Raw genomic sequence first — 20,783 nt, 5'->3', positions numbered from 1 at the left:
GCCGGTGTCGCCGGCGGCTCCGGGGTGGGTGGGGCGGTTCACAGGGCGCTCCCGGCGGTCTCGTCGAGGCCGTCCAGGTCACCGAGGCCGTCGAGGGCGTCCAGGTCACCGAGGTCGTCGAGGTCGTCGATCTCCTCCAGCAGCCGCTCCTCGACCCGGCGGGCCAGGGCGGCCAGGGTGCGGTCCTCGAAGACGACGCGCAGGGGCAGTTCGGTCTCGAAGGTGTCCCGGATCCGCGCCAGCAACCGGGTGGCGAGCAGCGAGTGCCCGCCGAGCGCGAAGAAGTCGTCGTGCCGGGAGACCCGCTCGACCTTGAGGACCTCGGTCCACAGGTCCGCGAGCAGCTCCTCGCAGTCGCCCTCGGGCGGGGCGCCGGCCCCGCCGAGCTCCGGCACCGGCAGCGCGGCCCGGTCGACCTTGCCGCTGGGGGTCAGCGGCAGCGCGTCGAGCAGGACCAGCCCGGCGGGCACCATGTAGTCGGGCAGCCGCTCGGTCAGCGCGCCGCGCAACGCGTCCTCGGTCAGGCCCGGGGCGACGGCGTAACCGGCCAGGACCGGTCCGGCCGGGGTGCCGACGAGCCGGGCCGCGCCCGCGACGACGCCCGGCAGGGCGGTGAGCGCGGCCTCGATCTCGCCCAGCTCGATCCGGAAGCCCCGCAGCTTGACCTGGGCGTCGGCACGGCCGTGGTACTCCAGCCGGCCGTCGGCGCGGCGACTGGCGAGGTCGCCGGTGCGGTACATCAACGCGCCGTCGGTACGGCCCGGTTCGGCCGTGAACCGCTCCGCGGTCAGCTCGGGCCGGCCGTGGTAGCCGAGCGCGACACCCGCGCCGGCGATGCACAGTTCGCCGATGCCGTTGACCGGGACCGGCTGGCCGGAGCGGTCGAGCAGGTGCAGCCGGGTGTTGGCGATCGGGTCGCCGAGGGCCACCACCCCGCCGTGGGCGACGAGTTCGGGGGTCACCCGCTGGACGGTGGACCAGACGGTGGTCTCGGTCGGGCCGTAGAGGTTCCACAGCGAGTCGACCCGGCCGAGCAGGGCGCGGGCGAGGTCCGCGGTGAGCGCCTCGCCCCCGCACAGCGCGGTCAGTCCCGGGCGTCCGGCCCAGTCGGCCTCCAGCAGCATCCGCCAGGTCGCGGGGGTGGCCTGGAGATGGGTCACGCCCTGCTTCTCCACCCAGGCGCCGAGCGCGGCCCCGTCGGTGGCGGTGGCCCGGTCGGCGATCTCCACCCGGGCACCGGTGACCAGCGGCAGCCACAGCTCCAGGCCCGCGATGTCGAAGGTCACGGTGGTGACGGCGGCCATCACGTCCCGCCCGGTGAGGCCGGGTTCGCGGCCCATCGAGGTGAGGAAGTTGACGATCGCCCGGTGCGGCACGGCGACGCCCTTGGGGCGGCCGGTGGAGCCGGAGGTGTACAGCAGGTAGGCCGGGTCCTCCGGGCCGACCGTGACCTCCGGCGCCCGGGCCGGGGCGGCGGCGTGCGCGGGGCCGTCCACCAGGACGGTCTCCCGGCCGTGCAGCAGTTCGTGGCCGGCGGTGGCGGTCTCGGCGACCACCAGGGTGACACCGGCGTCGTCGAGCACGCCCCGGTTGCGGGCGAGCGGCTGGTCGATGTCGAGCGGCAGGTAGGCGGCGCCGCTGCGCAGCACGCCGAGCAGGGCGGCGGGCAGCAGCCGGCCCCGTCGCACCGCAACGGCGACGAGGTGGCCGGGTCCCGCACCGCGGGCGGCCAGCAGGTGGGCCAGCCGGTCGGCGGTGTCGAGGAGTCCGGCGTAGTCGAGGGTGCCGTCGGCGGCGGACACGGCGGGCGCGTCCGGGGCGAGCGCGGCCCGGTCGGCGACCAGCCGGTGCAGCGGGGCGTCGGGGAACGGCGCCCCGGTGCGGTCGACCGGCTCGTCGGCCGCGAGTTCGGCGGCGGAGAGCATGGCCAGCTCGCCGAGCGGGCGGTCGGGTTCGGCGACGGCGGCGGAGAGCAGCGCGACCAGGTGGTCGAGCGCGGCGCGCACGGACCGCTCCTCGTAGCGGGAGGTGCGGTACTCGGCGGACAGCAGCGGGCCGTCGGCCGGGAACTCCAGGAACAGCGAGAGGTCGGTCTTCGCGGTGCCGTTGCACACCTCGGCGACGAAGGTGAGCTTCAGTCCGGGCAGTTCGACGCCGGCCACCGGGTGGTTCTGGACGGCCAGCAGCACCTGGGAGATCGGCGAGGCGGTGAGGCCGGGCGAACCGCCGTAGCGCCGGGCGTGGTCGACGAACGGGTGACCGCTGTGCTCGGCGGCCTCCAGGACGACCGGGCGGACCCGGGCGACCAGCTCGCGGAAGGTGTCGGCGCCGGCCACGTCGAAGCGCAGCGGGACGGTGTTGATCAGCGAGCCGATCACGGTCTCCAGCTCGGGCACCGGGCGGACGGCGAAGGGGCTGATCACGGCGACGTCGGTGCGGCCGGTGTAGCGGTGCAGCACTCCGCCGAGCGCGGCGAGCACCACGGTGTAGAGGCTGACGCCCTCCCCCGCGGCCCACTTCTCGAGGCCCTCGACGAATCCCTCGTCGAGGCGGCGGGCGAGGCGGCGGCCGGCGATGTCCTGCGGGTTGGGGCGCGGGCGGTCGCCGGGCAGGTGCTGGTCGCCCTCGACGCCGCGCAGGTGCTCGGCCCAGCGCTCGGCGCCCTCGCGGCCGGCCTCGACGTCGCGCAGCTCCCAGCGGGCGACGTCGGACAGCTGCAGCGCGGGCTCGGGCAGTTCGTCGTCCCGCAGGGCGCGGGCGACCTCGGCGAGCAGCAGCCCGGCGGCCCAGCCGTCGGCCGCGGCGTGGTGCACGGTGATCAGCAGCTCGTGGCGGTCCGCGCCGGTCCGTACGGCGAGGGCGCGCAGCAGCCGGCCGCCGGCGAGGTCGAGCGGACGGGCGGCCTCGACGCGAAGCGCGTCGTCGACCGCCTCCTCGTCGGCCACCTGACCGTGCGGGCCGACCAGGTCGAGCAGCGGCACCTCGACCGGGTACGGCGGGCGCACGTCGGCGACGGCGTCGTCGTTCTCGGTCGGGTTCGGGTCGCCGTACAGGGCGGTGCGCAGCGACTCGTGGCGGCGGACGACCTCGGTGAGCGCGCGGCCGAGGGCCTCGCGGTCGAGGTTGCCCTCGGCGCGGATCCGCACCGGCACGTTGTAGAGCGGGCTGCCGGTCTGGACGGCCTCGTGCAGCCACAGTTCGCGCTGGAACTCGGTGGCGCGGGCGGGCAGGTGGGCCTCCCGCTCCGGCGGTGCCACCGAGGCGCGTCCGCCGCCGCCGTTGGCGGCCCGGACGGCCAGCGCGGCGACGGTCGGAGCGGCGAAGAACTCGGCGAGCGGCACCCGGGTGCCGAACTCGCGCTCGACCCGGGCCAGCAGGCCGACCGCGAGCAGGGAGTGGCCGCCGAGGTCGAGGAAGACGTCGTGCACGCCGACCTCGGGGACGCCGAGCAGGCCCTGCCAGAGTTCGGCGATCCGGATCTCGGCGGGGGTGCGGGGGGCGACGAACAGCTCGTGCCCGCCCCGGCTGCGGGCGGCCGGGGGCAGCGCCTTGCGGTCGGTCTTGCCGTTGGGGGTGAGCGGCAGTTCCGCCAGTACGGCGACGGCCAGCGGCACCATGTAGCCGGGCAGGGCGGCGGCGCAGTGGGCGCGCAGTTCGGCGGGCGTCGGTCCGGCGACGCCGGGGGCGGGCTGGACGAAGGCGGCCAGGTAGTCGCCGGCCTCGTCGCGCTGGACGACGGCGGCGGCGGCCTCGACCGCGGGGTGGGTGGCGAGCACCGCCTCGATCTCGCCGAGTTCGACCCGGAAGCCGCGGACCTTCACCTGGTGGTCGACCCGCCCGTGGTACTCCAGGTCGCCGTCGGGCAGTCGGCGGACCAGGTCCCCGGTGCGGTAGCAGCGCAGGCCGTCGACGTGGACGAAACGCTCCTCGGTGAGGTCGGGGCGTCCGTGGTAGCCGCGGGCCAGGCCCTCACCGGAGAGGTACAGCTCGCCGATGCCGCCGTCCGGCACGGGTATCCGGTGCTCGTCGAGCACGTGGTCGAGGGTGCCGGCGAGCGGACGGCCGATGACCGGTTCGCCGGTTCCGCCGCGGGCGACCAGCGACCAGGTGGAGTAGACGGTGTCCTCGGTCGGCCCGTACAGGTTGTAGAGGCGCTCGACGCCGGGCTGGGCGTGGACCCGGTCCGCGAGGTGGCGGGGCAGGGCCTCGCCGGCCAGGTTGACCACGCGCACGCCGGCCGGCAGTCCGTCGGCGGCGCCGGTGCCGTCGCCGCGCAGCAGCGCGGCCATCGCGCTGGGCACGGTGTTGACCAGGGTGACCTCGTCCCGGGCGGGCAGCTCCGGGAGGGCGAGGACGTTCTCGGCGACCACGATCGTGCCGCCGACGGAGAGCGGGAGGAACAGCTCGTACACCGAGATGTCGAAGCACACGGAGGTGCCGAACAGCACTCCGGCGAGGTCGGCGGCGGTGTAGGTGTCGGCGGCCCAGCGGAGCATGGCGTTGACGCCGCGCTGGGTGACCGAGACGCCCTTGGGGCGGCCGGTGGAGCCGGAGGTGTAGAGGACGTAGGCCAGTGCGTCGGTGGTCGCGTCGCCGGTGGTGGGGCGCGCGGCGGCCGGGTCGAGCGGGGCGGCCGGGCCGTCCCCGTCGACGTGCAGGAGGGTGGCGCCGGCCCCGTTCAGCAGGTGCTCGTGGGCGCGGTCGGTGAGCACGACGGGGGCCTGTGCGTCACCGACGACCAGTTCGAGGCGGTCGCGCGGGTAGGCCGGGTCGAGCGGCACGTAGGCCCCGCCGGCCCGCAGCACCGCCAGCAGGCCGACCACGAGGTCGGCCGTGCGCGGCAGGCATACGCCGACCAGGGTCTCGGCCCGGACACCGACGGCGGCCAGCCGGCCCGCCACCGCGGCTGCCGCGGCGTCCAGTTCACGGTAGGTCAGCCGGCGTGTGCCGTCGATCACGGCCGTGGCGTCCGGGGTTCGTCTGACCTGCGCGGCCACCAGTTCGGCCAGTGGTGCCGCCGGATCCAGTGGGGTAAGTCCCGTCGAACTCATCGCTTCTCTCCCGAGGGTGCTGCTGCATCGACTTGTGGTCGGCGAGAAATGGGCGGTGTGCCCTCGGAGATGGTGGGGTAAAGATCTACGAATCACCAGCACATTTCCGTCACTCGTTCGATATGCCGGAAAGATCACCTCTCCCGGGCTGGTCAGCGGGGCCGGAATCTGACGGTTCGTCGGCGATATCACACGGATTGACAGCCCCCTTGGCAGCGCCGGTCCGTACCGATAGCGTTTCGCCGACGGTTCGTCAGTTGGGGCACACTTGCGCCCCGCTGGCACCGCAAGCAGATTTCCGGACTCATTCTTGTCCGTGGGCAGTCAAGATCTGGCCGAGAGTACGGCTCCCGAACCCTTCGGCCGCGCACTCGCCCGACCCGTTCGGACAGCGACCGGCCGAGGCGGCGGACGCGGGGGCACCGGTCGCGGATCTGTGTGCAAACAGTGTGCATTCACGGGGGCTCCGGGGATTTCCGCCGACGGCTCGGCCGCCCGGCACACACCGGGCTCCCACCCACACTCCGCCGCCCGGCGTCCCGGACGCCCGGGACGGCGGTCACGTCGCGGTCCCGGCTCCGGTCCCGGTCGCGGTCGCGGTCGCGGTCGCGGTCGTGGTCGCGGTCGTGGTCGTGGTCGTGGTCGTGGTCGTGGTTGCGGTCGTGGTTGCGGTCACGGTCGTGGTCGTGGTTGCGGTCACGGCCCGCTGGACCCGACGCCGGGTACAGCTCCGGACTCGCCGCTGGAACGGTGCCGGAGCGGCGCCGGCGAGCCTTGGGACTCGCCGCCGGAGCGGCGCCGGGCGCAGCGGGACGTGCCGGGACGCACGAACGCCGGGCCGGGAGGTGTCGGTGGACACCTCCCGGCCCGGCGTACGAGGAGAGGAAGCGCGGTCAGCTCACGGCACCCGACACGGGCCGCGTCCCGAAGGGCTCCTGGGGCGGCACCGGCCGGGCCCCCGGGCGCCGCGCCACGGCCGCCCGCGCGATCTGCATCTCCGTCAGCCGCCAGACCACCAGGACCGCCAGCACCGCCGCCGCCACCCGCAGCGCGTTCCCGACGACCTCGACCTGCAGCGCCGTCCGCACGGCTTCCAGCCGCAGGTCCTCCTCGTCGACCCCCGGCCCCGTCCGGACCAGGGCGCGGGCGATCCGCGGGGCCAGCAGCGAGCCGGTCCAGGTCGTCCACCACGCCGACACCAGCCAGTGCGACACGGTCCGCCGCCGCCCCTCCGGGTCGACCGGGCCGCTGGCCAGCCAGCAGTCCACCACCAGCTGCCACGGGAACCAGAGCCCGACCAGGGGCGTGAACCACGCCCCGATCGCCCAGCCCGACCCGAGCCGGTGCCCGTTCGGCACGAACAGGTCCGCGTTCGCCCGGATCCGGCGGAACCAGACGACGAAGGACACCGCCGTCACCAGCAGCAGGAACAGCGACGCACCGTTCGTCGCGGTCTCCAACGCGGCCAGGGAGTCCAGCAGGTCGTACCCCTCGACGTCGTCGGCGTCCGCCAGTACCAGGCCGACCGCCCGCACGCCGAGGACATCGGCGACCAGCACGCCCGCCGCCAGCAGACCGCTCAGTACCAGCAGCACGACGGCCACCACCGCCGCGACCTTGGGCGACCGGAAGTCCCGCGGCCAGTGCGACGCGGCCTCCGCGCAGGCGTAGCACCGCCCGCCGTCCCCCATCACCGGCCGAGCCCCGCAGACCACGCACAGCACCGGAACCACTCCCCACACAGCACCAGGGACGCACCAGGGCCGGTCTCCGCCCGCCCCGTCACCGCCGCGGACCGCCCGCGAGCGGGCCGACTCTAAGGTCCGCGCGGGCCGCTCCGCCACTTCAATTCCGGCATCGACGCAGGTCAGAGGTGATATCGCGGCCTTTGCCCGGTTCCGCGCCCAGTCTTCGGGTCCGGGCCGCAGGCATCACGCGGAGGGGCCAGAATGGAGCGCATGTCCCGACGTCGTTCCGCGCCCCGCGCCAGCACGCCCGCGCCGCGCCTGCTCCCCTCCTCCCCCTGCCCCTGCGGCCTGCCCGGCAGCTACGCCGAGTGCTGCGGCCGACTGCACCGGGGGCAGCTCGCCGCCACCACCGCCGAGGCGCTGATGCGCTCGCGCTACAGCGCCTTCGCCGCCCGCGACGAGGCCTATCTGCTGCGCACCTGGCACCCGGACACCCGGCCGGAGAGCGTGGACTTCGACCCCGGGCTGCGCTGGGTGCGGCTGGAGGTGCTGTCCACGGGCGAGGGCGGGGCGTTCCACGCCGAGGGCACGGTGGCCTTCCGCGCCCACTTCACGGAGGGGCGGGAGGAGGGCGTCCTCACCGAGCACAGCCGGTTCGTGCGGCACGAGGGTGCCTGGGTGTACCTGGACGCGCTCTCGCTCGACTGAGCCGGGGCCGATCCGCGCGCGGACGTGCGGGCGGGCGGGCGGACGTGCGGCCCCCAGGGCCGCCCGCCCGTGCACCCTTGCACCCGGCTACAGGTAGTCGTCCAGCCGGGCGAGGGCGAAGCCCTGCGCGGTGACCTCGTCGACCACCTTGCGCAGCAGGTCGGGCATGGACCCCGGCCACAGGTCGGTGCCGCGGAAGTGGGTCAGGATGATGTCGCCCGGGTGGAGCTGCTGGTCCTCGTAGCGGTACTCCATCCGGTCCGGGAACGCCTCCTCGTTCCACAGCGGCACCGCCTCGATGCCGCAGGAACCGGCGGCCCGCAGGGTGTCCGCGTTGTACTCGCCGTAGGGCGGCCGGAAGAGCCGGGGACGGGTGCCGATCTGCCCCTCCAGCTGGTCCTGCTGGCGGCAGATCTCGTCGCGCTGGGTCGCGTAGTCGAGGACCTTGAGGTTGCGGTGGTTGATGGTGTGGTTGTTCACCGCGTCGCCCTGCTCGGACAGCTGGCGGAAGTAGCCGTAGTCGGAACGGGCCAGGTAGTCCGCGACGAAGGTGGACAGCGGGATGCCGAGCTCGGCTGCCATCCGGCTGAACTCCGGGTCCTTCTCGGCGCCGTCGTCCACCGTCAGGAAGACGATCGGCTGGTCGGTGGGCACCCGGTAGACCACCGGCGGCAGCCCGTCCGCGAGCTTGACGCCCTGCGCGGCGCGCAGCTCGGGCCGCCCGGCCGGGGGCTGCGGGGCCGGCAGCGGAAGCCGGGCCAGGCCCCAGCGGCGGGCGGTGTCCAGCGCCGCCCGGGCGGCCTCGGCCCGACGGGCCACCGCCGCGCCGCTGGTCTCCTCCTCCGCCCTGGCCGGTCCCGGGAGGACCGCCGGCACCACCGGGGCGGCCGCTGCCGCCGGTACGGCCGGGGGCCGGGGCACGCCCCGGTCGGTCGCCGCACTCGCACCGGCCCGTGCGGTCGACGGCACCGCGCCACCCCCGGCCGAACCTCCGCACCCCGCGACCGCGGCCACCAGGCACACCGCCGCGACCAGTCCGTGCCGCCCCCGTCCGCGCCGAGGCTCCGTCAACCCCCGATTAATGCGATTATCTGATGGTCTGTCCATGATTTCACTGCTCCCCCGCCACGCCGGGCACCCAATCCACCCGTCACCCACCCGGCCCACCCCGGACCACGCTCCCGACCTGCGGCTACGGTCCCGTCGGTGATCGAAAAGGGTTGGCGCCCGGCGCGCACGGCGCCCGATAATGCGCCCATGACGACGAGCACGACGAGCACGACGAGCACGACGAGCACCGAACACGGCACCGGGGACTCCTGGGCGGTCGCACCCGCCGATCCCGGATCCGCCGAGTCCCTGGTGCTGCTGCGCGAGTACTTCGTCGACGTCGCCAACCGCTACTACCGGCTCCACTTCGACCGGGACGGCACGGCCGAGGAGATCGAGACCGGCCTCGCCGACACCCCCAGCGACCACCTCGCCCCGCCCACCGGGCTCTTCCTGCTCGGCCGGTACGCGGGCGAGGCCGATTCCTGCGCCGGTCTGCGGGTGCTCGACGCCACGACCGTCGAGCTGACCCGGGTGTACGTCCGACCGTCCCGGCGCGGCACCGGGGGCGGCGCCCGGCTGCTCGGCGCCGTCGAGGAGGCGGCACGGTCCCTCGGAGCCCACCGGATCGTCCTGGACACCCGGCTCGACCTGGTGGAGGCCCGCGCGCTCTACACCCGGCACGGCTACCGCGAGATACCCGCCTACGGCAACAGCCCGTACGCCGAGATCTGGTACGGCAAGGACCTCGCGCCGGCGCACCGACCGGGCGGGGCCCGTGCAGACGGTTGAGCTGCTCTGCGACCCGCCGTTCGACCACGCCGTGCGCACCGTGTGGCAGCGGCTCGCGGACGCGGGGGTGGACAGTCTCGCCCACAACCAGCACCAGGGGCACCGGCCTCATCTCACCCTGGCCGCCTGCGCCCGGATGCCCGCCGGTGCCGCCGATCGGCTCGACGAACTCCTCGCCGAGGCACTGCCGTTGACCGTCCGGCTGACCGGCCTGCTGTCCTTCGCGGCCCGCAGCCGACGCCGGGTGCTCAGCTGGTCGATCGTCCCCACGCTCGAGCTGGTGCAGCTCCACCGACGTGTCTGGGAGGTCCTGGACGGCGCCGAGGAACCGTCCGCCCACTACGTCCCCGGCCGGTGGTCCCCGCACCTCGGCCTCACCCGCCGCCTCACCCCGGAGGACGTCTCCCTCGCCCACGCCGCCCTCGGCCGCCACCCGGACCTCACCGGAACCTTCACGGCCGCCCGCAGCTTCGACTCCGGGACCCAGCTGACCCGCCCCCTGGGCGCGGTCGACGGCGCGGTCGACGGCGCGGTTGACGGCGCGGTCGCCAACACCCCTGGCCGCGCCCACGACGGCACCCCGGACTGACGCGCTCCGCGGCCGCGTCCGCGACCGCCGCGATCCCAGCACCGTCCTCCGGACCGCGGGCGGCCCAGCGCCCGTCGTCCGCCCAGCGATCCCGGCATCGGTAAACCGCTCGACCGGGCCACCCCGTCGAGGAGATCCTGCGGACATGGAGTTCTTCGTCCACCACCGCGATCGGCCCGGCTCCGAGGGCCTGCGCGAGGAACTGCGGGAGGAGCACTGGTCCTACATGGACCGGTACGCGACAGAGATGATCGCCCGCGGCCCGACCCTCTCCGGCGACGGCGACACTGCGACCGCCACCGGCAGCGTCCACATCGTCGACCTGCCGGATCCTGCCGCCGCCCGCGCGTTCGCCTTCGACGAACCCGGCTACCAGGCCGGCATGTACCGGGACGTGCTGGTACGGCGATGGCGCAACGTCCTGGGGCGCACCATGTGGGACTTCCCCGGTGGCCGGACCGGCGGGAACCGGTATCTGGTGCTCGGCCTCGGCACCGGACACGACACCGACCTCGTGGCACCGCCCGACCCTGACGAGCTGATCGCCTACGGGCCGCTGCTCTCCGACAGCGGCGCGACCTGGCTGGGCACCGCGGCGCTGCTCCGCGCGCCGGACCCGCAGACAGCGCGCGCCGTCCTGCCTCCGGACCGGTACGCCGCCGTCGAGGTGCACGACTGGCAGTTCGGCGGGCGGCCGTCCTGAAGCCCGAGAAGCGCTGTTGATCGCTCCCGTACCGACATGCCGCACGACCACCGCGAACGTGACCTTCGGCGGCCAACAACCCTCCCGGTGAACGCACCACTGCGGCGATCAGGACGGCTCCTGGGGCCCCGGGGGCCCGGGGCCCTGGGCCGCAGGGGCCGTCGCGGTCGCCGCCGGTCAGGGGGACGGCTCGCGGAGAACCGCGGCCGTCGGTGCTCACACGGTGCTTCGAGCACGGTCGAGCACGGTCGAGCACGGTCGAGCACGATTGACCGGGCTCGGGCCCGTTCCGGCTTTCGGCCGCCCGGCCCGGCAGGTTCCGCCCCCTCGCCCTCCGCGTCCCATGGCCGCGCCCGTCGGCCCAGGCTCCGAACGATCCGAACGATCCGGGCGGACCGGGCGGACCGGGCGGACCGGGCGGACCGACACCGTGCAGCGGGGCCGGCTCACGCCCACGGCCGCGCAGCCGCACAGCTGCACCAGGACCGCGATCGCTGCAAGCACCACGCCGGGGGGATCCCTGCCTGTGGCTCAGCCCAATTGTTGGGCAAGCACCCAACAGGACGCTATTGGACACTCAACCAATACGTATCCTATTGGTCAATTGCCCAATACTTTCACTATTGGTCAGTTTGCCAATAACGTCTCAGGCGAGAGCCGAAGCCAGTTCGGCCGCATCGGGCGGCGTCGCGCCGGGGCGGGTGACGGTCAGGGTGGCGGCGGCCGTGGCACAGGCCAGGGCGGCGTCGAGGCCCGCGCCGGTGCGGCGGGCGTGCAGGAGCGCGGCGGTGAAGGCGTCGCCCGCGCCGACCGTGTCGGCGACCTCGACGGTGCGGGCGGGCGCCTCGACCCGGCGACCGTCGGCGGTGAGCGCGAAGGCCCCGGCCGGCCCGCGGGTGACCGCGACGGTGGCCGGGCCGAGGCCGAGCCAGTGCCGGGCCACCTCCTCCGGATCCCGGCCCGGGTAGAGCCAGTCGAGATCCTCGTCGCTGGCCTTGACCAGATCGCTGAGCGCCACGCAGCGCTCCACCCGGCGGACGGCTTCGTCGTGCTCGCCCATCAACGCGGGCCGCACATTGGGGTCGTAGCTCACACCGGCCCGGCCGCTCCACCGCTCGACCAGGGCGAGCACGGCCGCCGCCCCCGGCGCGGTGACGGCGGCGATCGAACCGATGTGCAGGTGCCGCGGGGAACACGGCAGTTCGACCGGCGGGAGGGTCCAGCCGATGTCGAAGGCGTACTGGGCCCGCCCCTGCTCGTCCAGCCGCACGACCGCCGAGGGGGTGCGCGGAGCGTCCCCGCTGGCCGCCGGGGACAACAGGGTCACACCGGCGGACTCCAGGTGCGCGCGGATCAGTCGGCCGTACCGGTCGTCGGCGAGCTGGGTGAGCAGGGCGACGGGCTCGCCCAGCCGGCCCAGCCCGTAGGCGACGTTGGCCGGGCTCCCGCCGGGGTGGACGACATCGGGCGCGCCGTCCGTGCGGACGACGTCGGCGACGCACTCGCCGATCACCACGAAGTGCGGGCTGGTCACGGGGCTGCTCCTGCCGGTCCGGTGCGCCGGCGGGGCTGCGGGCGGCCGACGCGGCTGCCCAGCCTACGAGGTGGCCGACGAAGCGCTAGAAGCAATGCACGAGAAGGAGCGCACGAGAAGCAGTGCACGACGAGCAGTGCGGGCGGCGCGGGACGCCGCGCGCGTGCGGAGCGGACGCGGGGGCGCCGGCTCCGCACGCGGGCACGAGTACGGCCGCCGGACCTGGCCAGGTTCTCCGACGGCCGTGGTCCCGCCCGTCAGGGGGCGGAACTCTTCGAAGGTATGACACTGCGCAGCCGCTCGGCCACCATGGTGGTCCGTCCGGGGGACGGCCGCGTGTCGCCCGGGTCGGGGCCGACGGGTCCGGGGCGGTTCGTGCGGGCCGGGAGCGGAGGGGTGGGCGTTGTCGGAGGGCTCTGCTACGTTCCGTGCCCAGAAGATCGCTCACCGGAAGCGGCCCGCCCCGATCGGCGCGGGACCGTCCGACACGAGAGAGGTGATCACCTTGTCCTGGCACCGTTCCGTCCTCGCCGCCGCGCTCGCGCTCGCGGCGGTACCGCTCGGTCTGGCCCCGGCGGCCGCGGGCAGCCCGGCTGCGGGCACCCCGGCCACGGACAGCCCGAGCGCGGGCACCCCGGCCACGGACAGCCCGGGCGCGGACAGCCCGGGCACGGACAGCGCGGGCGCGGGCCCGCCGCCGGCCGCGGACCCGGTCTTCCCCGCCCTCGGCACCACCGACTACGACGCCCAGTCCTACGACCTCGCCTTCACCTACCGCCCCGCGACCAGGACGGTCGACGCCACTACGGCGATGACCGCCCGGGCCCGCACCGCGCTGCCGAGCCTGGAGCTGGACGCGCTCGGCCTGGACGTGCACGCCGTCCGGGTCGACGGGCGGCCGGCCGGCTTCCGGACGCACGACGAGAAGCTGACCGTGGTCCCGGCGCGGCCGGTCCGCGCCGGGGCCGTGCTGCGGGTCGAGGTCGAGTACACCGCCGACCCGCGGGCCGCGCTGCCGCACACGGGCTGGGTGGTGACGCCGGACGGCTTCGCGGTGGCCGGCCAGCCCGACGGCGCGCACACCGTGTTCCCGTGCAACGACCGGCCTGGCGACAAGGCCCGCTTCAGCGTCGCGATCACCGCGCCGGACGAGCTGTACGGGGTGGCCAACGGTCAGCCGGTCGCCACCGAGCCGCACTCCGACGGCACCACCACCCGGCGCTACCGGTCGCGCGAGCCGATGGCGACCGAGCTGCTCCAGGCCTCCGTCGGCCGCTACACGGTCCGTGAACGCCAGGGCCCGGACGGGCTGCCGCTGCGCGATGTCGTGCCCGCCGCGCGGGCCGCCGACCTGGAGCCCGCGCTCGCCCTGACGCCCGCCCAGCTGGACTGGGCCGAGCGGCACCTCGGCGCGTTCCCGTTCGAGACGTACGGGCTGCTGCCGGCCGACACCGACGATCCGGCGGCGTTCGACTTCACCGGACTGGAGACGCAGACGCTCACGCTCTACAAGCCGAACTTCCTGCGCCAGCCGGAGCGGCAGATCGGCTCGCACATGATGCACGAGCTGGTCCACTCGTGGTTCGGGAACAGCGTCACCCCGGGCACCTGGGCCGATCTGTGGCTGAACGAGGGCCACGCCGACTTCTACGGTCTGATGTACCGCTACGAGCGCGGCTGGCCGGACTCCGGCGGCTTCACCACCCTCACCGACCGGATGCGGAGCCTCTACGCCCAGGGCGACCAGTGGCGCCACGACTCCGGGCCGGTGGCCGCACCGACCGCCGCGACGCTGTTCGACAGCCAGCGGTACACCGGCGGCGCGCTGGTGCTGTTCGCGCTGCGGGAGCGGGTCGGGCCCGAGATGTTCGACCGGATCGAGCGGGCCTTCCTGCGGCGCCACCGGAACGGCACCGCCACCACCGCGGACTTCCTGCGCACGGCGGACGAGGTCTCCGGGCAGTCCCTGGGCGGCTTCCTGCGCGACTGGCTCTACGGCGAGCGGACCCCGCCCATGCCGGGGCACCCCGACTGGACGGTGGATCCGGTCGATCCGGGTGCGGCACGGCGGGCCGGAGGTGCGCCGAAGGGCTCGGGGACGCTCTGACCGCGGCCGGCCCCGCCGGCGGAACGGCCACGGACGGGCGGCGGACCGGCCACGGGCGGAGAGCGGACCGGCGCGGGGCCGGAGCCGGGCCTCACCCGGCGCGCCCGGCCGGTGCGCCCGGGCGCCGTTCGCGCGCCCTTGGCGGGTCGCGGTGGCGGGCGGATCGTGGTGACCACGGCCCGCTCGCCGCCCGGCCGAGTCCCGGCCGGCTCGCGGGCCGTCCAGCGTTCGCGCCCGCCCGGAGCGGCTTCGCGCCTCTTCGTGCGCTCCCCCGCCCCGTGCCCCACCCGCACCGCGCCGGCAGGGCCGCCACGGGCCGCAAGGGACTGCCGGGGGACCGCCAGAACCGACCCCGCCGCGGGCCCCGACCTGGCCACCCGCGAAAATAGACCGGTCGGACAGGCAACCCGGCGCCGACCCCAGCGCGTTCAGCAGCCGTGAGAACGAGAGCGAGGATCCGGCGGCCATGGCCGACCGGCAGGACCGCCGCCAGCGACCTGGCGGCGCGGATCACGGAGACGGTGGCGGGAACAGCATGGCGGGGGCGTCGGGATGAGCGAAGCGAGACCGGACTTCGAGGAGTTCGTCGCCGCCCGCAGCCCTCGGCTGCTCAGGATGGCGTGGCTGCTGACCGGCGACCCGTACCTGGCCGAGGACCTGCTGCAGACGGCGCTGGCCAAGGTCTGGCCGCGCTGGGAGCAGGTCTCGATCGATCGGCCCGAGGCGTACGTCCGCCGGGTACTGGTGAACTCGCACGTCTCCTGGTGGCGCCGCCGCTGGCAGGGCGAGCTTCCGCACGACCGGCTGCCGGAGCCGCCGACGGTCGCGGACCCGTTCGACGAGGTGGTGACCAGCCAGGTGGTCGCCGCCGCGGTGCGGGCGCTTCCGGCCCGGCAGCGGGCCGTGGTGGTGCTGAGGTTCTTCGAGGACCTCAGTGTGGAAGACACCGCCGAGGCGCTGGGCTGCACCCCGGGCACCGTCAAGAGCCAGACGCACCGCGCCCTGCAGGCGCTGCGCGGCAAGCTTCCGGCCAGGGAACTGCTGCTGGACGGGGGTCGTCGTGACGGAGCATGACTTCGCCGAGTGGGAACGCGAGGCGGCTCTCGACCGTGAGACGGCCCTGGACCGGGCGGTGGCCGACGACCACGAGGTGGCGGACGAGCTGCGGGTGCTGCTCCAGCTGGCCCCGCCCCACCTGCCCGCGCCCGCGGACCGGATGGAGCGGGTACTGGCGCGGGCCGCCCTGGCCCGGCGGCGCCGACGGCGGGCGGCGCTCGCGGCCGGACTCGCGGTCGGCCTGACCGCCGCCGTACTGGCCGCCGCACCGGCGCTCGCCCCCGGACCGACGGGGACCGTGCTCGGCCCGGCCGCCTCCGGACCGGCCTCGGGCGCGATGCCGCCCGCCGGAACATCCACCGGGACACCCACGAACGCACCGACCGCCTTCCCCGAGCCCTCGGTGAGTGCCTCGGCCGACGCCGCCACCGGTGGCACCGACGGCGGCGCGACAGGGGACCAGACGGGCGACGGGGTCACGCCGTCCAGGCCGGTCCGGTTCACCGCCCTGGACGGGGTGATCATGGACGTCCCGGACGCCTGGTCCGACCTCACCGTCCTCGCCACCCCCGGACGCCCCGAGTCCGTCGGCTACGTCGCCTCCCAGCCCATGTTCTGGGAGCCCGGCTGCCAGATCCGCAACGGCGAACGGCCGCAGGTCTGTCTTGCGGCGGGAGGGCTGTTCGACAACGCGGCGATGGTCTCGGTCCGGGTGATCCGGGACGAGAAGGCCGCCACCGAGGCCGCGAAGCGCTCGACGCTGCTCCGACCCGTCGAGCCCGACAAGGCGTGCCTCGCCGAGGGCGGCACCCAGCAGCTCGTCGCGCAGCAGGTGGTCGCCCCGAGCGGGAAGGCGGCGGAGATCGTGGAGCTCTCGGCCTGTCTGCGGCTCCCGGCACAGGCGACCCTGAGCGCGCTGTACGGGCTGGCCTCCTCGGTGCGGCTGTTCGGGCCGGCCGCGGACAGCCCGACCGGCCCGGCGGGCGACCCGCTCCCGTAACCCGGGTGGCGGAGCGTCGTTGAACGGGGCATGAAGAAGCGCAGCATGCTGGCCGTCGCCTCGCTCGCCGTCGGCGTCGTCGCCTCCCTGACCGCCCCCAGCGCCCACGCCGCCGCCCTCGGCGGCCAGGGCGACCTGACCGGACCGCTCCAGGGCGGGCCCCTCGCCTCGGCCCCGGACGCGCTGCCGGGTCAGGTCGGCGACGCCGGCGGCGTGGTCGGCCGGGCGACCGACCATGTCACGGGCGAGGCCCCGGGCCTGATCGGCCTCCCGTCCTGACGGCACGCACGGTTCCGGCGACACGCACGGTTCCGGCCCGGCGTGCCTCCCGGCACCGTCAGCCGAGCGGGGCGCCCAGGTCCTGGGTCCAGTAGAGCCCGGCCGGGCCGGTGGCCACACCGATGCCGACGTCCTTGAACGCGCAGTCCAGCATGTTGGACTGGTGGATGCCGCCGTCCATCCAGCGGGTGAAGACCACCGCCGGGGCGCTCGGGCCGCGGTCGAGGTTCTCGCCCCACTGCGACCAGCGGTAGCCGACCGCGTTGAGCCGGGCGTCGGCCCGGGTGCCGTCGGGGGTGAGGTGGTCGAAGAAGTTCCGGGCGACCATGTCCTCGGAGTGTTTCTGGGCGGCCGCGTGCAGCTTCGGGTCGATCCGCAGTGGGGCGCAGCCGCGTCGGCCGCGCTCCGCGTTCACCAGGTCGACCAGCTGCCGCTCCAGGTTCGGCGGGGTCGTGGTCGGCCGGGCGGTGGCCGGGGTCGCGGTCGGGGTGACCACCGGGGGGCTGCTCGGCACGGGCGGCACCTCGACCGGGGCGACCGTGACCGGCGCGGGCGGCGCCGCCTCCGGCGTCGGTACGACGGTCGGTTCGACGGCCGTCGCGACGGGCGGCACCGGGGCGTCCGGGGCGCTGGCCGGGGTGGTCGGTTCCGGCGCCGGCCCGGTCGGCTGCGTGGGCTGGGGCCAGACCATCGCGAGCGTCGCCGCCGCGAGCACCACCGCCGTCCCGCCCGCCAGCACGCTCTTGCGGCGGGCCAGGTCGGTCCAGCCACCCGGTCCGCCGGCCGGGTCGGTGGGCGGGGTTCCGGTACTGGTGGGCGACGTACCGGTGGGCGGAGCACCGCCGGTACCGGCGCCGGCGGACCCTCCGGCCGCGCCGCCGTCGCCCGGGACGCCGCCGGAGCCGGCGCCCGGCGTCCCGGCCGTGGCTCCGGCGGCGTGGAACGCGAGCCCGCTGGGCGCGTCCATCGGGACCGGGACCAGCGCCAGTCCGGCGAGCAGCCCCTCCGCCGGGAACAGGTCGCGCCCCAGGCCGTCACAGGCCTGGCAGCCGCGGATGTGCCGGGCTATTCGCTTGCGCCAGACCGAGTTCGGCGTGCCGTCCCAGCCGGTCATCACCTCGGCGAGCTCCGGGCAGCGGGGGTAGGCGGTGAGCGCCCGGACCACCACCCGGCCGGCCTCCAGCTGCTTCTTCATCCGCTGGACGCGGACGGCGGTGTGCTGCGGCGTCAGGTCGAGCGCCTCGGCGAGTTCGGCGCGGGTGAGTTCGCCCGACGCCTCCAGCCACCAGAGGGAGAGCAGTTCCTTGTCGTCCGGGTCCAGCCAGCGGGTGGCCTCGGCGACCTCCCGGCGCTGGCCGGAGAGGCCGAGCCGGAGAATGGTCAGGTCGGTGAAGTCCGCGCGCGGGTCGGCCACCTCCCAGCTCTCGTCCAGGCCGCCGACGGCCGCCTGCTGCTGGCCGGTCGACCGGTTGCGGACCTGGTTCATGGTGATCGCGACCAGCCAGGACCGGAACGCCCCCGGGTCGCGCAGCCCCTCCAGACCGTCGAGGGCCCGGATCATGGTCTCCTGCGCGATGTCGTCCACGTCGGCGTGACCGTTCAACGCCCGGCCGGCCACGTTGTAGACCAACGGGAACCAGGCCGCGACCAGTGCCTCGCGCGCCTGCGGGTCGCCCGCCTGGGCCGCGCGCACGAGGGTCGTCCCGGCCCTGCTCTGCACGTCAACGTTCATGGGTCCGCACTCCGTCCGGCTGTCGTCCGTCCGCCACTGCCTCCTCGGAGACCGTTGGGGAGTGCTCAGATAACAACAATTTGCGCGGATTCGGAAAATCGGCGAACCGCGAGGCCACCGGCCGGGCCCGTGCGGGCCCGAACGGTGGTTCCTCGGCAAGGTGGCACGCTCGGGAGGGTCATGCGCTGGGGAGGGTCGTGCGCTCGGCAGGACGGCGCGCTCCGGAGCACCGAGCCGCCGACGGCCGAGCAGTCGACGGCCGGGCCGCCGCAGGTCGGGTCGCCGAAGGTCGGGCCGCCGACGGTCGGAGCGCCCGGCTCAGGACGGCGAGGCGAAGACCTGGGTCCACCAGGGCCCGCCCGAACCGGTCCGGACGCCGACGCCGATCTGCTTGAACGAGCAGTTGAGGATGTTGGCGCGGTGGCCGGGGCTGTTCATCCACGACTCCATCACCGCCGCCGGATCCTTCTGACCGCGCGCGATGTTCTCGCCCCAGCTGCTCCAGCGGTAGCCGGCCGCCTCGATGCGGTGGTCCGCGTGGAAGCCGTCGGGGCTGGCGTGGTCGAAGAAGTTGCGGTCGGCCATGTCGTCGCTGTGGAACTGGGCGGCGGCGGTGAGCTTGGCGTCCACCGTGAGCGGTCCGCAACCGGCCTGCGAGCGCTGGACGTTGACCAGGTCCGCGACCTGCTGGGCGAAGGAGCTGTTCGACGAACCGCCCGGCGCGGTGGTGGCGGTCGGACGCGGCGCGGTCGGCGAGGGCTTGACCGTCGTGGGGGCGCTGGTGGGGGCCGCGGTCGGCTTCCCCGGGTCGGGGGCACCGGCCGTACTGCCGGGAGTGGTTCCGGTGCTCGGGCTCACGGTCGGATTGCGCGGCGTGCCGGACGCGGTGGCCGGGGCCGTCGAGGCGGTGGGCCCCGCGGTGGTGGCCTGGGCGGAGGGCGTCGCCGGGGCGGTGCTGGGAGGAGCCGTGGCCGTGGCCGCGCGGGCCTGGTCGGTCGGGGCCGGGTCCTGGACCGGCGCGCCGCCCGCCCCGGGTACCTGGATGCCGTTCACGTCCCCGGCCTCGGCCGCGACCAGCGGCTCGTACGCCACCGCCTGCGAGCCGGTGTCGCTGCCCTCCTCGCCGCGGAACACCGCGTACCCGGCGCCGGTCAGCGCGGCGATCACGCTCGTGCCCGCGACGGCGGCGGCAACGGCCATCATCGGTCCCATCGCGCCCCGGCGGCGGCGCCGGCCGTGGCCGCGCCGCCGTTCGGCGGCACGCCGCGCGGAGCGCCCGTCGGCGCCCGCGGGGCGGCCGGTCGCGGGGAGGATGGTGGTGCGGTCTTCGCTGTTCACCTGCGCACGCTTCCTGAGTTCTGGTCCGTCGGATTCGGTCGGACGAGTGCCGACACCTGGGAGACCGTGGAGCGGTGGGCGGATAACAGAAAAGTGCGAACTGATTTCCGAACGAACCGGCGGGACGGCGCTCGGCCATGATGCCGCATCCCCGGCCGGGCCCGTCGGGCGGCACGGGGGCGGTGCACCCGGCGCCCGCACGCCGCGGCGTCGCCCGGAGCTCGCGCGGAACGCCGACCGGGGGCGGAATCGGTCGATTCCGCCCCCGGTGGTGCACCCGGCGGGTGCCGCGTCCTGGTCCTAGACCTCGGGCTCCCAGGCGATCAGCTGCTCGATGATCTGCCGGTCGCCCTCCAATCTCAGCACGTCGAGCGGCTGGCGGCCGTAGAAGCCGGCGAGGATCAGTTCGCCGGCCGAGGACTCGGTCGAGAAGTTCGCCGGGGCGAGGTCCGCCGAGCCGGGGGTGCCGGGCGCGGGGATGCGGGTGGCCCGCGCCCCCTCGGCGTCCAACTGCAGGCGCCAGGACCGGCCCTCGGTGACGTGGTAGTCGACGGTCGCGGGCTCGTGCGGCCAGGCGGCCGTCGTGGCGCAGCAGGTGACCAGGAACTCCTCGACGCCGTCCAGGGCCACCTCGGTCGGCAGCGGCTGCGCGGTGCCCGCGACCAACTGGGCGTCGTAGGTGTGCACCGTGATCTCCTGGAGCTGGTGCCGGGCCACGGCCCCCGCGGTCTGCGGCGCCTGCGAGTCGGGCCACCACGTCCAGCAGCCGCTGTCCGGACCGGCCTCGCGCAGGGCGTCCAGGAGCTGCTGGGTGGACTCGGCCAGCCAGGCGATCAGGGCCTCGCGCTCCGGCGGCACGGCCGGGCCGGCCAGGGCGGCGGAGGTGTCGGGGCGGACCTCGGACGGCCCGGCGGCCACGATGACAGCCCAGTTGCGCCGCCCCTCCCCCAGGTGCCGGACCAGGTCGAGCAGTGTCCAGTCGGGGCAGGTCGGCACCTTCGCGTCGAGGTCGGGCGCGGCGGCGACGGCGGCACGGAAGGCGGTCGCCCGCTCGTCGATCAGACGGAGCAGGTCGGGAAAGTCCAGGGTGTTATGCACACCCGGTGTCTATCACCATGATCGAACCGCCTGCCATCCCTTTTCGCGCACGCCGGCC

The 20,783-nt window shown here is 75.2% G+C and carries 15 protein-coding genes; 8 read left to right on the top strand and 7 right to left on the bottom strand.

What is annotated here, in order from left to right; all coding sequences use genetic code 11:
• Positions 1-38: 38 nt before the first annotated feature.
• Together BLU95_RS35385 and BLU95_RS35380 are read right to left on the bottom strand one after the other, a co-directional pair.
• On the bottom strand, positions 39-5,051 hold the full coding sequence (locus tag BLU95_RS35385) for a non-ribosomal peptide synthetase (RefSeq protein WP_093863575.1): 5,013 nt from the start codon (positions 5,049-5,051) through the stop codon (positions 39-41).
• Between the two features lie 893 nt (positions 5,052-5,944).
• Complete coding sequence (locus BLU95_RS35380) at positions 5,945-6,784, bottom strand: DUF4328 domain-containing protein (RefSeq protein WP_159425124.1); 840 nt, start codon at positions 6,782-6,784, stop codon at positions 5,945-5,947.
• A 225-nt stretch (positions 6,785-7,009) separates the two neighbouring features.
• On the opposite strand from BLU95_RS35380, the gene BLU95_RS35375 reads away from it, so the two are divergent.
• Positions 7,010-7,447: a YchJ family protein gene (locus BLU95_RS35375; RefSeq protein ID WP_093865369.1), complete on the top strand. Its 438-nt coding sequence runs from the start codon at positions 7,010-7,012 to the stop codon at positions 7,445-7,447.
• An 87-nt stretch (positions 7,448-7,534) separates the two neighbouring features.
• Here BLU95_RS35375 and BLU95_RS35370 read toward each other — a convergent pair whose 3' ends face one another.
• Positions 7,535-8,416, bottom strand: a complete 882-nt coding sequence (locus tag BLU95_RS35370) for a polysaccharide deacetylase family protein (RefSeq protein WP_231978046.1) — start codon at positions 8,414-8,416, stop codon at positions 7,535-7,537.
• A gap of 288 nt (positions 8,417-8,704) precedes the next feature.
• Here BLU95_RS35370 and BLU95_RS35365 point away from each other — a divergent pair, with 288 nt between their 5' ends.
• From BLU95_RS35365 to BLU95_RS35355, 3 genes are all read left to right on the top strand, one after another.
• Complete coding sequence (locus BLU95_RS35365) at positions 8,705-9,289, top strand: GNAT family N-acetyltransferase (protein ID WP_093863572.1); 585 nt, start codon at positions 8,705-8,707, stop codon at positions 9,287-9,289.
• Positions 9,276-9,878: a 2'-5' RNA ligase family protein gene (locus tag BLU95_RS35360; protein WP_093863571.1), complete on the top strand. Its 603-nt coding sequence runs from the start codon at positions 9,276-9,278 to the stop codon at positions 9,876-9,878. The genes BLU95_RS35365 and BLU95_RS35360 overlap by 14 nt, the downstream gene beginning before the upstream one ends.
• A gap of 145 nt (positions 9,879-10,023) precedes the next feature.
• Entirely contained in the window at positions 10,024-10,581 is a 558-nt protein-coding gene (locus BLU95_RS35355) for a YciI family protein (RefSeq protein WP_093863570.1), read from the top strand.
• 646 nt (positions 10,582-11,227) lie between these two features.
• Here BLU95_RS35355 and BLU95_RS35350 read toward each other — a convergent pair.
• Positions 11,228-12,115 (bottom strand): carbohydrate kinase family protein, encoded by an 888-nt coding sequence (locus BLU95_RS35350; RefSeq protein ID WP_093863569.1) that lies wholly within the window; start codon positions 12,113-12,115, stop codon positions 11,228-11,230.
• Between the two features lie 505 nt (positions 12,116-12,620).
• On the opposite strand from BLU95_RS35350, the gene BLU95_RS35345 reads away from it, so the two are divergent.
• The 4 genes from BLU95_RS35345 (at position 12,621) to BLU95_RS35330 (ending at position 16,557) form a co-directional block, all read left to right on the top strand.
• Positions 12,621-14,222 carry a M1 family aminopeptidase gene (locus BLU95_RS35345; RefSeq protein ID WP_231978045.1) on the top strand — a complete coding sequence of 534 codons (1,602 nt, stop codon included), beginning with the start codon at positions 12,621-12,623 and terminating at the stop codon, positions 14,220-14,222.
• 552 nt (positions 14,223-14,774) lie between these two features.
• Positions 14,775-15,296 carry a SigE family RNA polymerase sigma factor gene (locus BLU95_RS35340; RefSeq protein WP_093863568.1) on the top strand — a complete coding sequence of 174 codons (522 nt, stop codon included), beginning with the start codon at positions 14,775-14,777 and terminating at the stop codon, positions 15,294-15,296.
• Positions 15,283-16,278, top strand: a complete 996-nt coding sequence (locus BLU95_RS35335; protein ID WP_093863567.1) for a hypothetical protein — start codon at positions 15,283-15,285, stop codon at positions 16,276-16,278. Before BLU95_RS35340 ends, BLU95_RS35335 begins: the two co-directional genes overlap by 14 nt.
• A 30-nt stretch (positions 16,279-16,308) precedes the next feature.
• The gene (locus BLU95_RS35330) at positions 16,309-16,557 is read left to right on the top strand and encodes a hypothetical protein (protein WP_093863566.1); all 249 of its coding nucleotides are present in this window, start codon (positions 16,309-16,311) and stop codon (positions 16,555-16,557) included.
• A gap of 58 nt (positions 16,558-16,615) precedes the next feature.
• On the opposite strand, the gene BLU95_RS35325 is transcribed toward BLU95_RS35330, so the two are convergent.
• The 3 genes from BLU95_RS35325 to BLU95_RS35315 all read right to left on the bottom strand — a co-directional run bounded on the left by BLU95_RS35325 (position 16,616) and on the right by BLU95_RS35315 (position 20,725).
• Entirely contained in the window at positions 16,616-18,289 is a 1,674-nt protein-coding gene (locus BLU95_RS35325) for a sigma-70 family RNA polymerase sigma factor (RefSeq protein ID WP_093863565.1), read from the bottom strand.
• A 318-nt stretch (positions 18,290-18,607) separates the two neighbouring features.
• Positions 18,608-19,627, bottom strand: coding sequence for a CAP domain-containing protein (locus BLU95_RS43480; protein ID WP_231978044.1), 1,020 nt, complete (start codon positions 19,625-19,627; stop codon positions 18,608-18,610).
• A gap of 300 nt (positions 19,628-19,927) precedes the next feature.
• Positions 19,928-20,725 carry a maleylpyruvate isomerase N-terminal domain-containing protein gene (locus tag BLU95_RS35315; RefSeq protein ID WP_093863564.1) on the bottom strand — a complete coding sequence of 266 codons (798 nt, stop codon included), beginning with the start codon at positions 20,723-20,725 and terminating at the stop codon, positions 19,928-19,930.
• Between the last annotated feature and the right edge of the window lie 58 nt (positions 20,726-20,783).

Source organism: Streptomyces sp. TLI_053 (genome assembly GCF_900105395.1).
Taxonomy (GTDB): Bacteria; Actinomycetota; Actinomycetes; order Streptomycetales; family Streptomycetaceae; genus Kitasatospora.
This window is presented reverse-complemented; position numbering and strand designations above follow the sequence as displayed.

Coding starts and splice junctions, on each gene's coding strand:
- BLU95_RS35325 (WP_093863565.1), bottom strand. CDS start 18,289: ATGAACGTTGACGTGCAGAGCAGGGCCGGGACGACCCTCGTGCGCGCG.
- BLU95_RS35375 (WP_093865369.1), top strand. CDS start 7,010: ATGTCCCGACGTCGTTCCGCGCCCCGCGCCAGCACGCCCGCGCCGCGC.
- BLU95_RS35385 (WP_093863575.1), bottom strand. CDS start 5,051: ATGAGTTCGACGGGACTTACCCCACTGGATCCGGCGGCACCACTGGCC.
- BLU95_RS35340 (WP_093863568.1), top strand. CDS start 14,775: ATGAGCGAAGCGAGACCGGACTTCGAGGAGTTCGTCGCCGCCCGCAGC.
- BLU95_RS35355 (WP_093863570.1), top strand. CDS start 10,024: ATGGAGTTCTTCGTCCACCACCGCGATCGGCCCGGCTCCGAGGGCCTG.
- BLU95_RS35330 (WP_093863566.1), top strand. CDS start 16,309: ATGAAGAAGCGCAGCATGCTGGCCGTCGCCTCGCTCGCCGTCGGCGTC.
- BLU95_RS35365 (WP_093863572.1), top strand. CDS start 8,705: ATGACGACGAGCACGACGAGCACGACGAGCACGACGAGCACCGAACAC.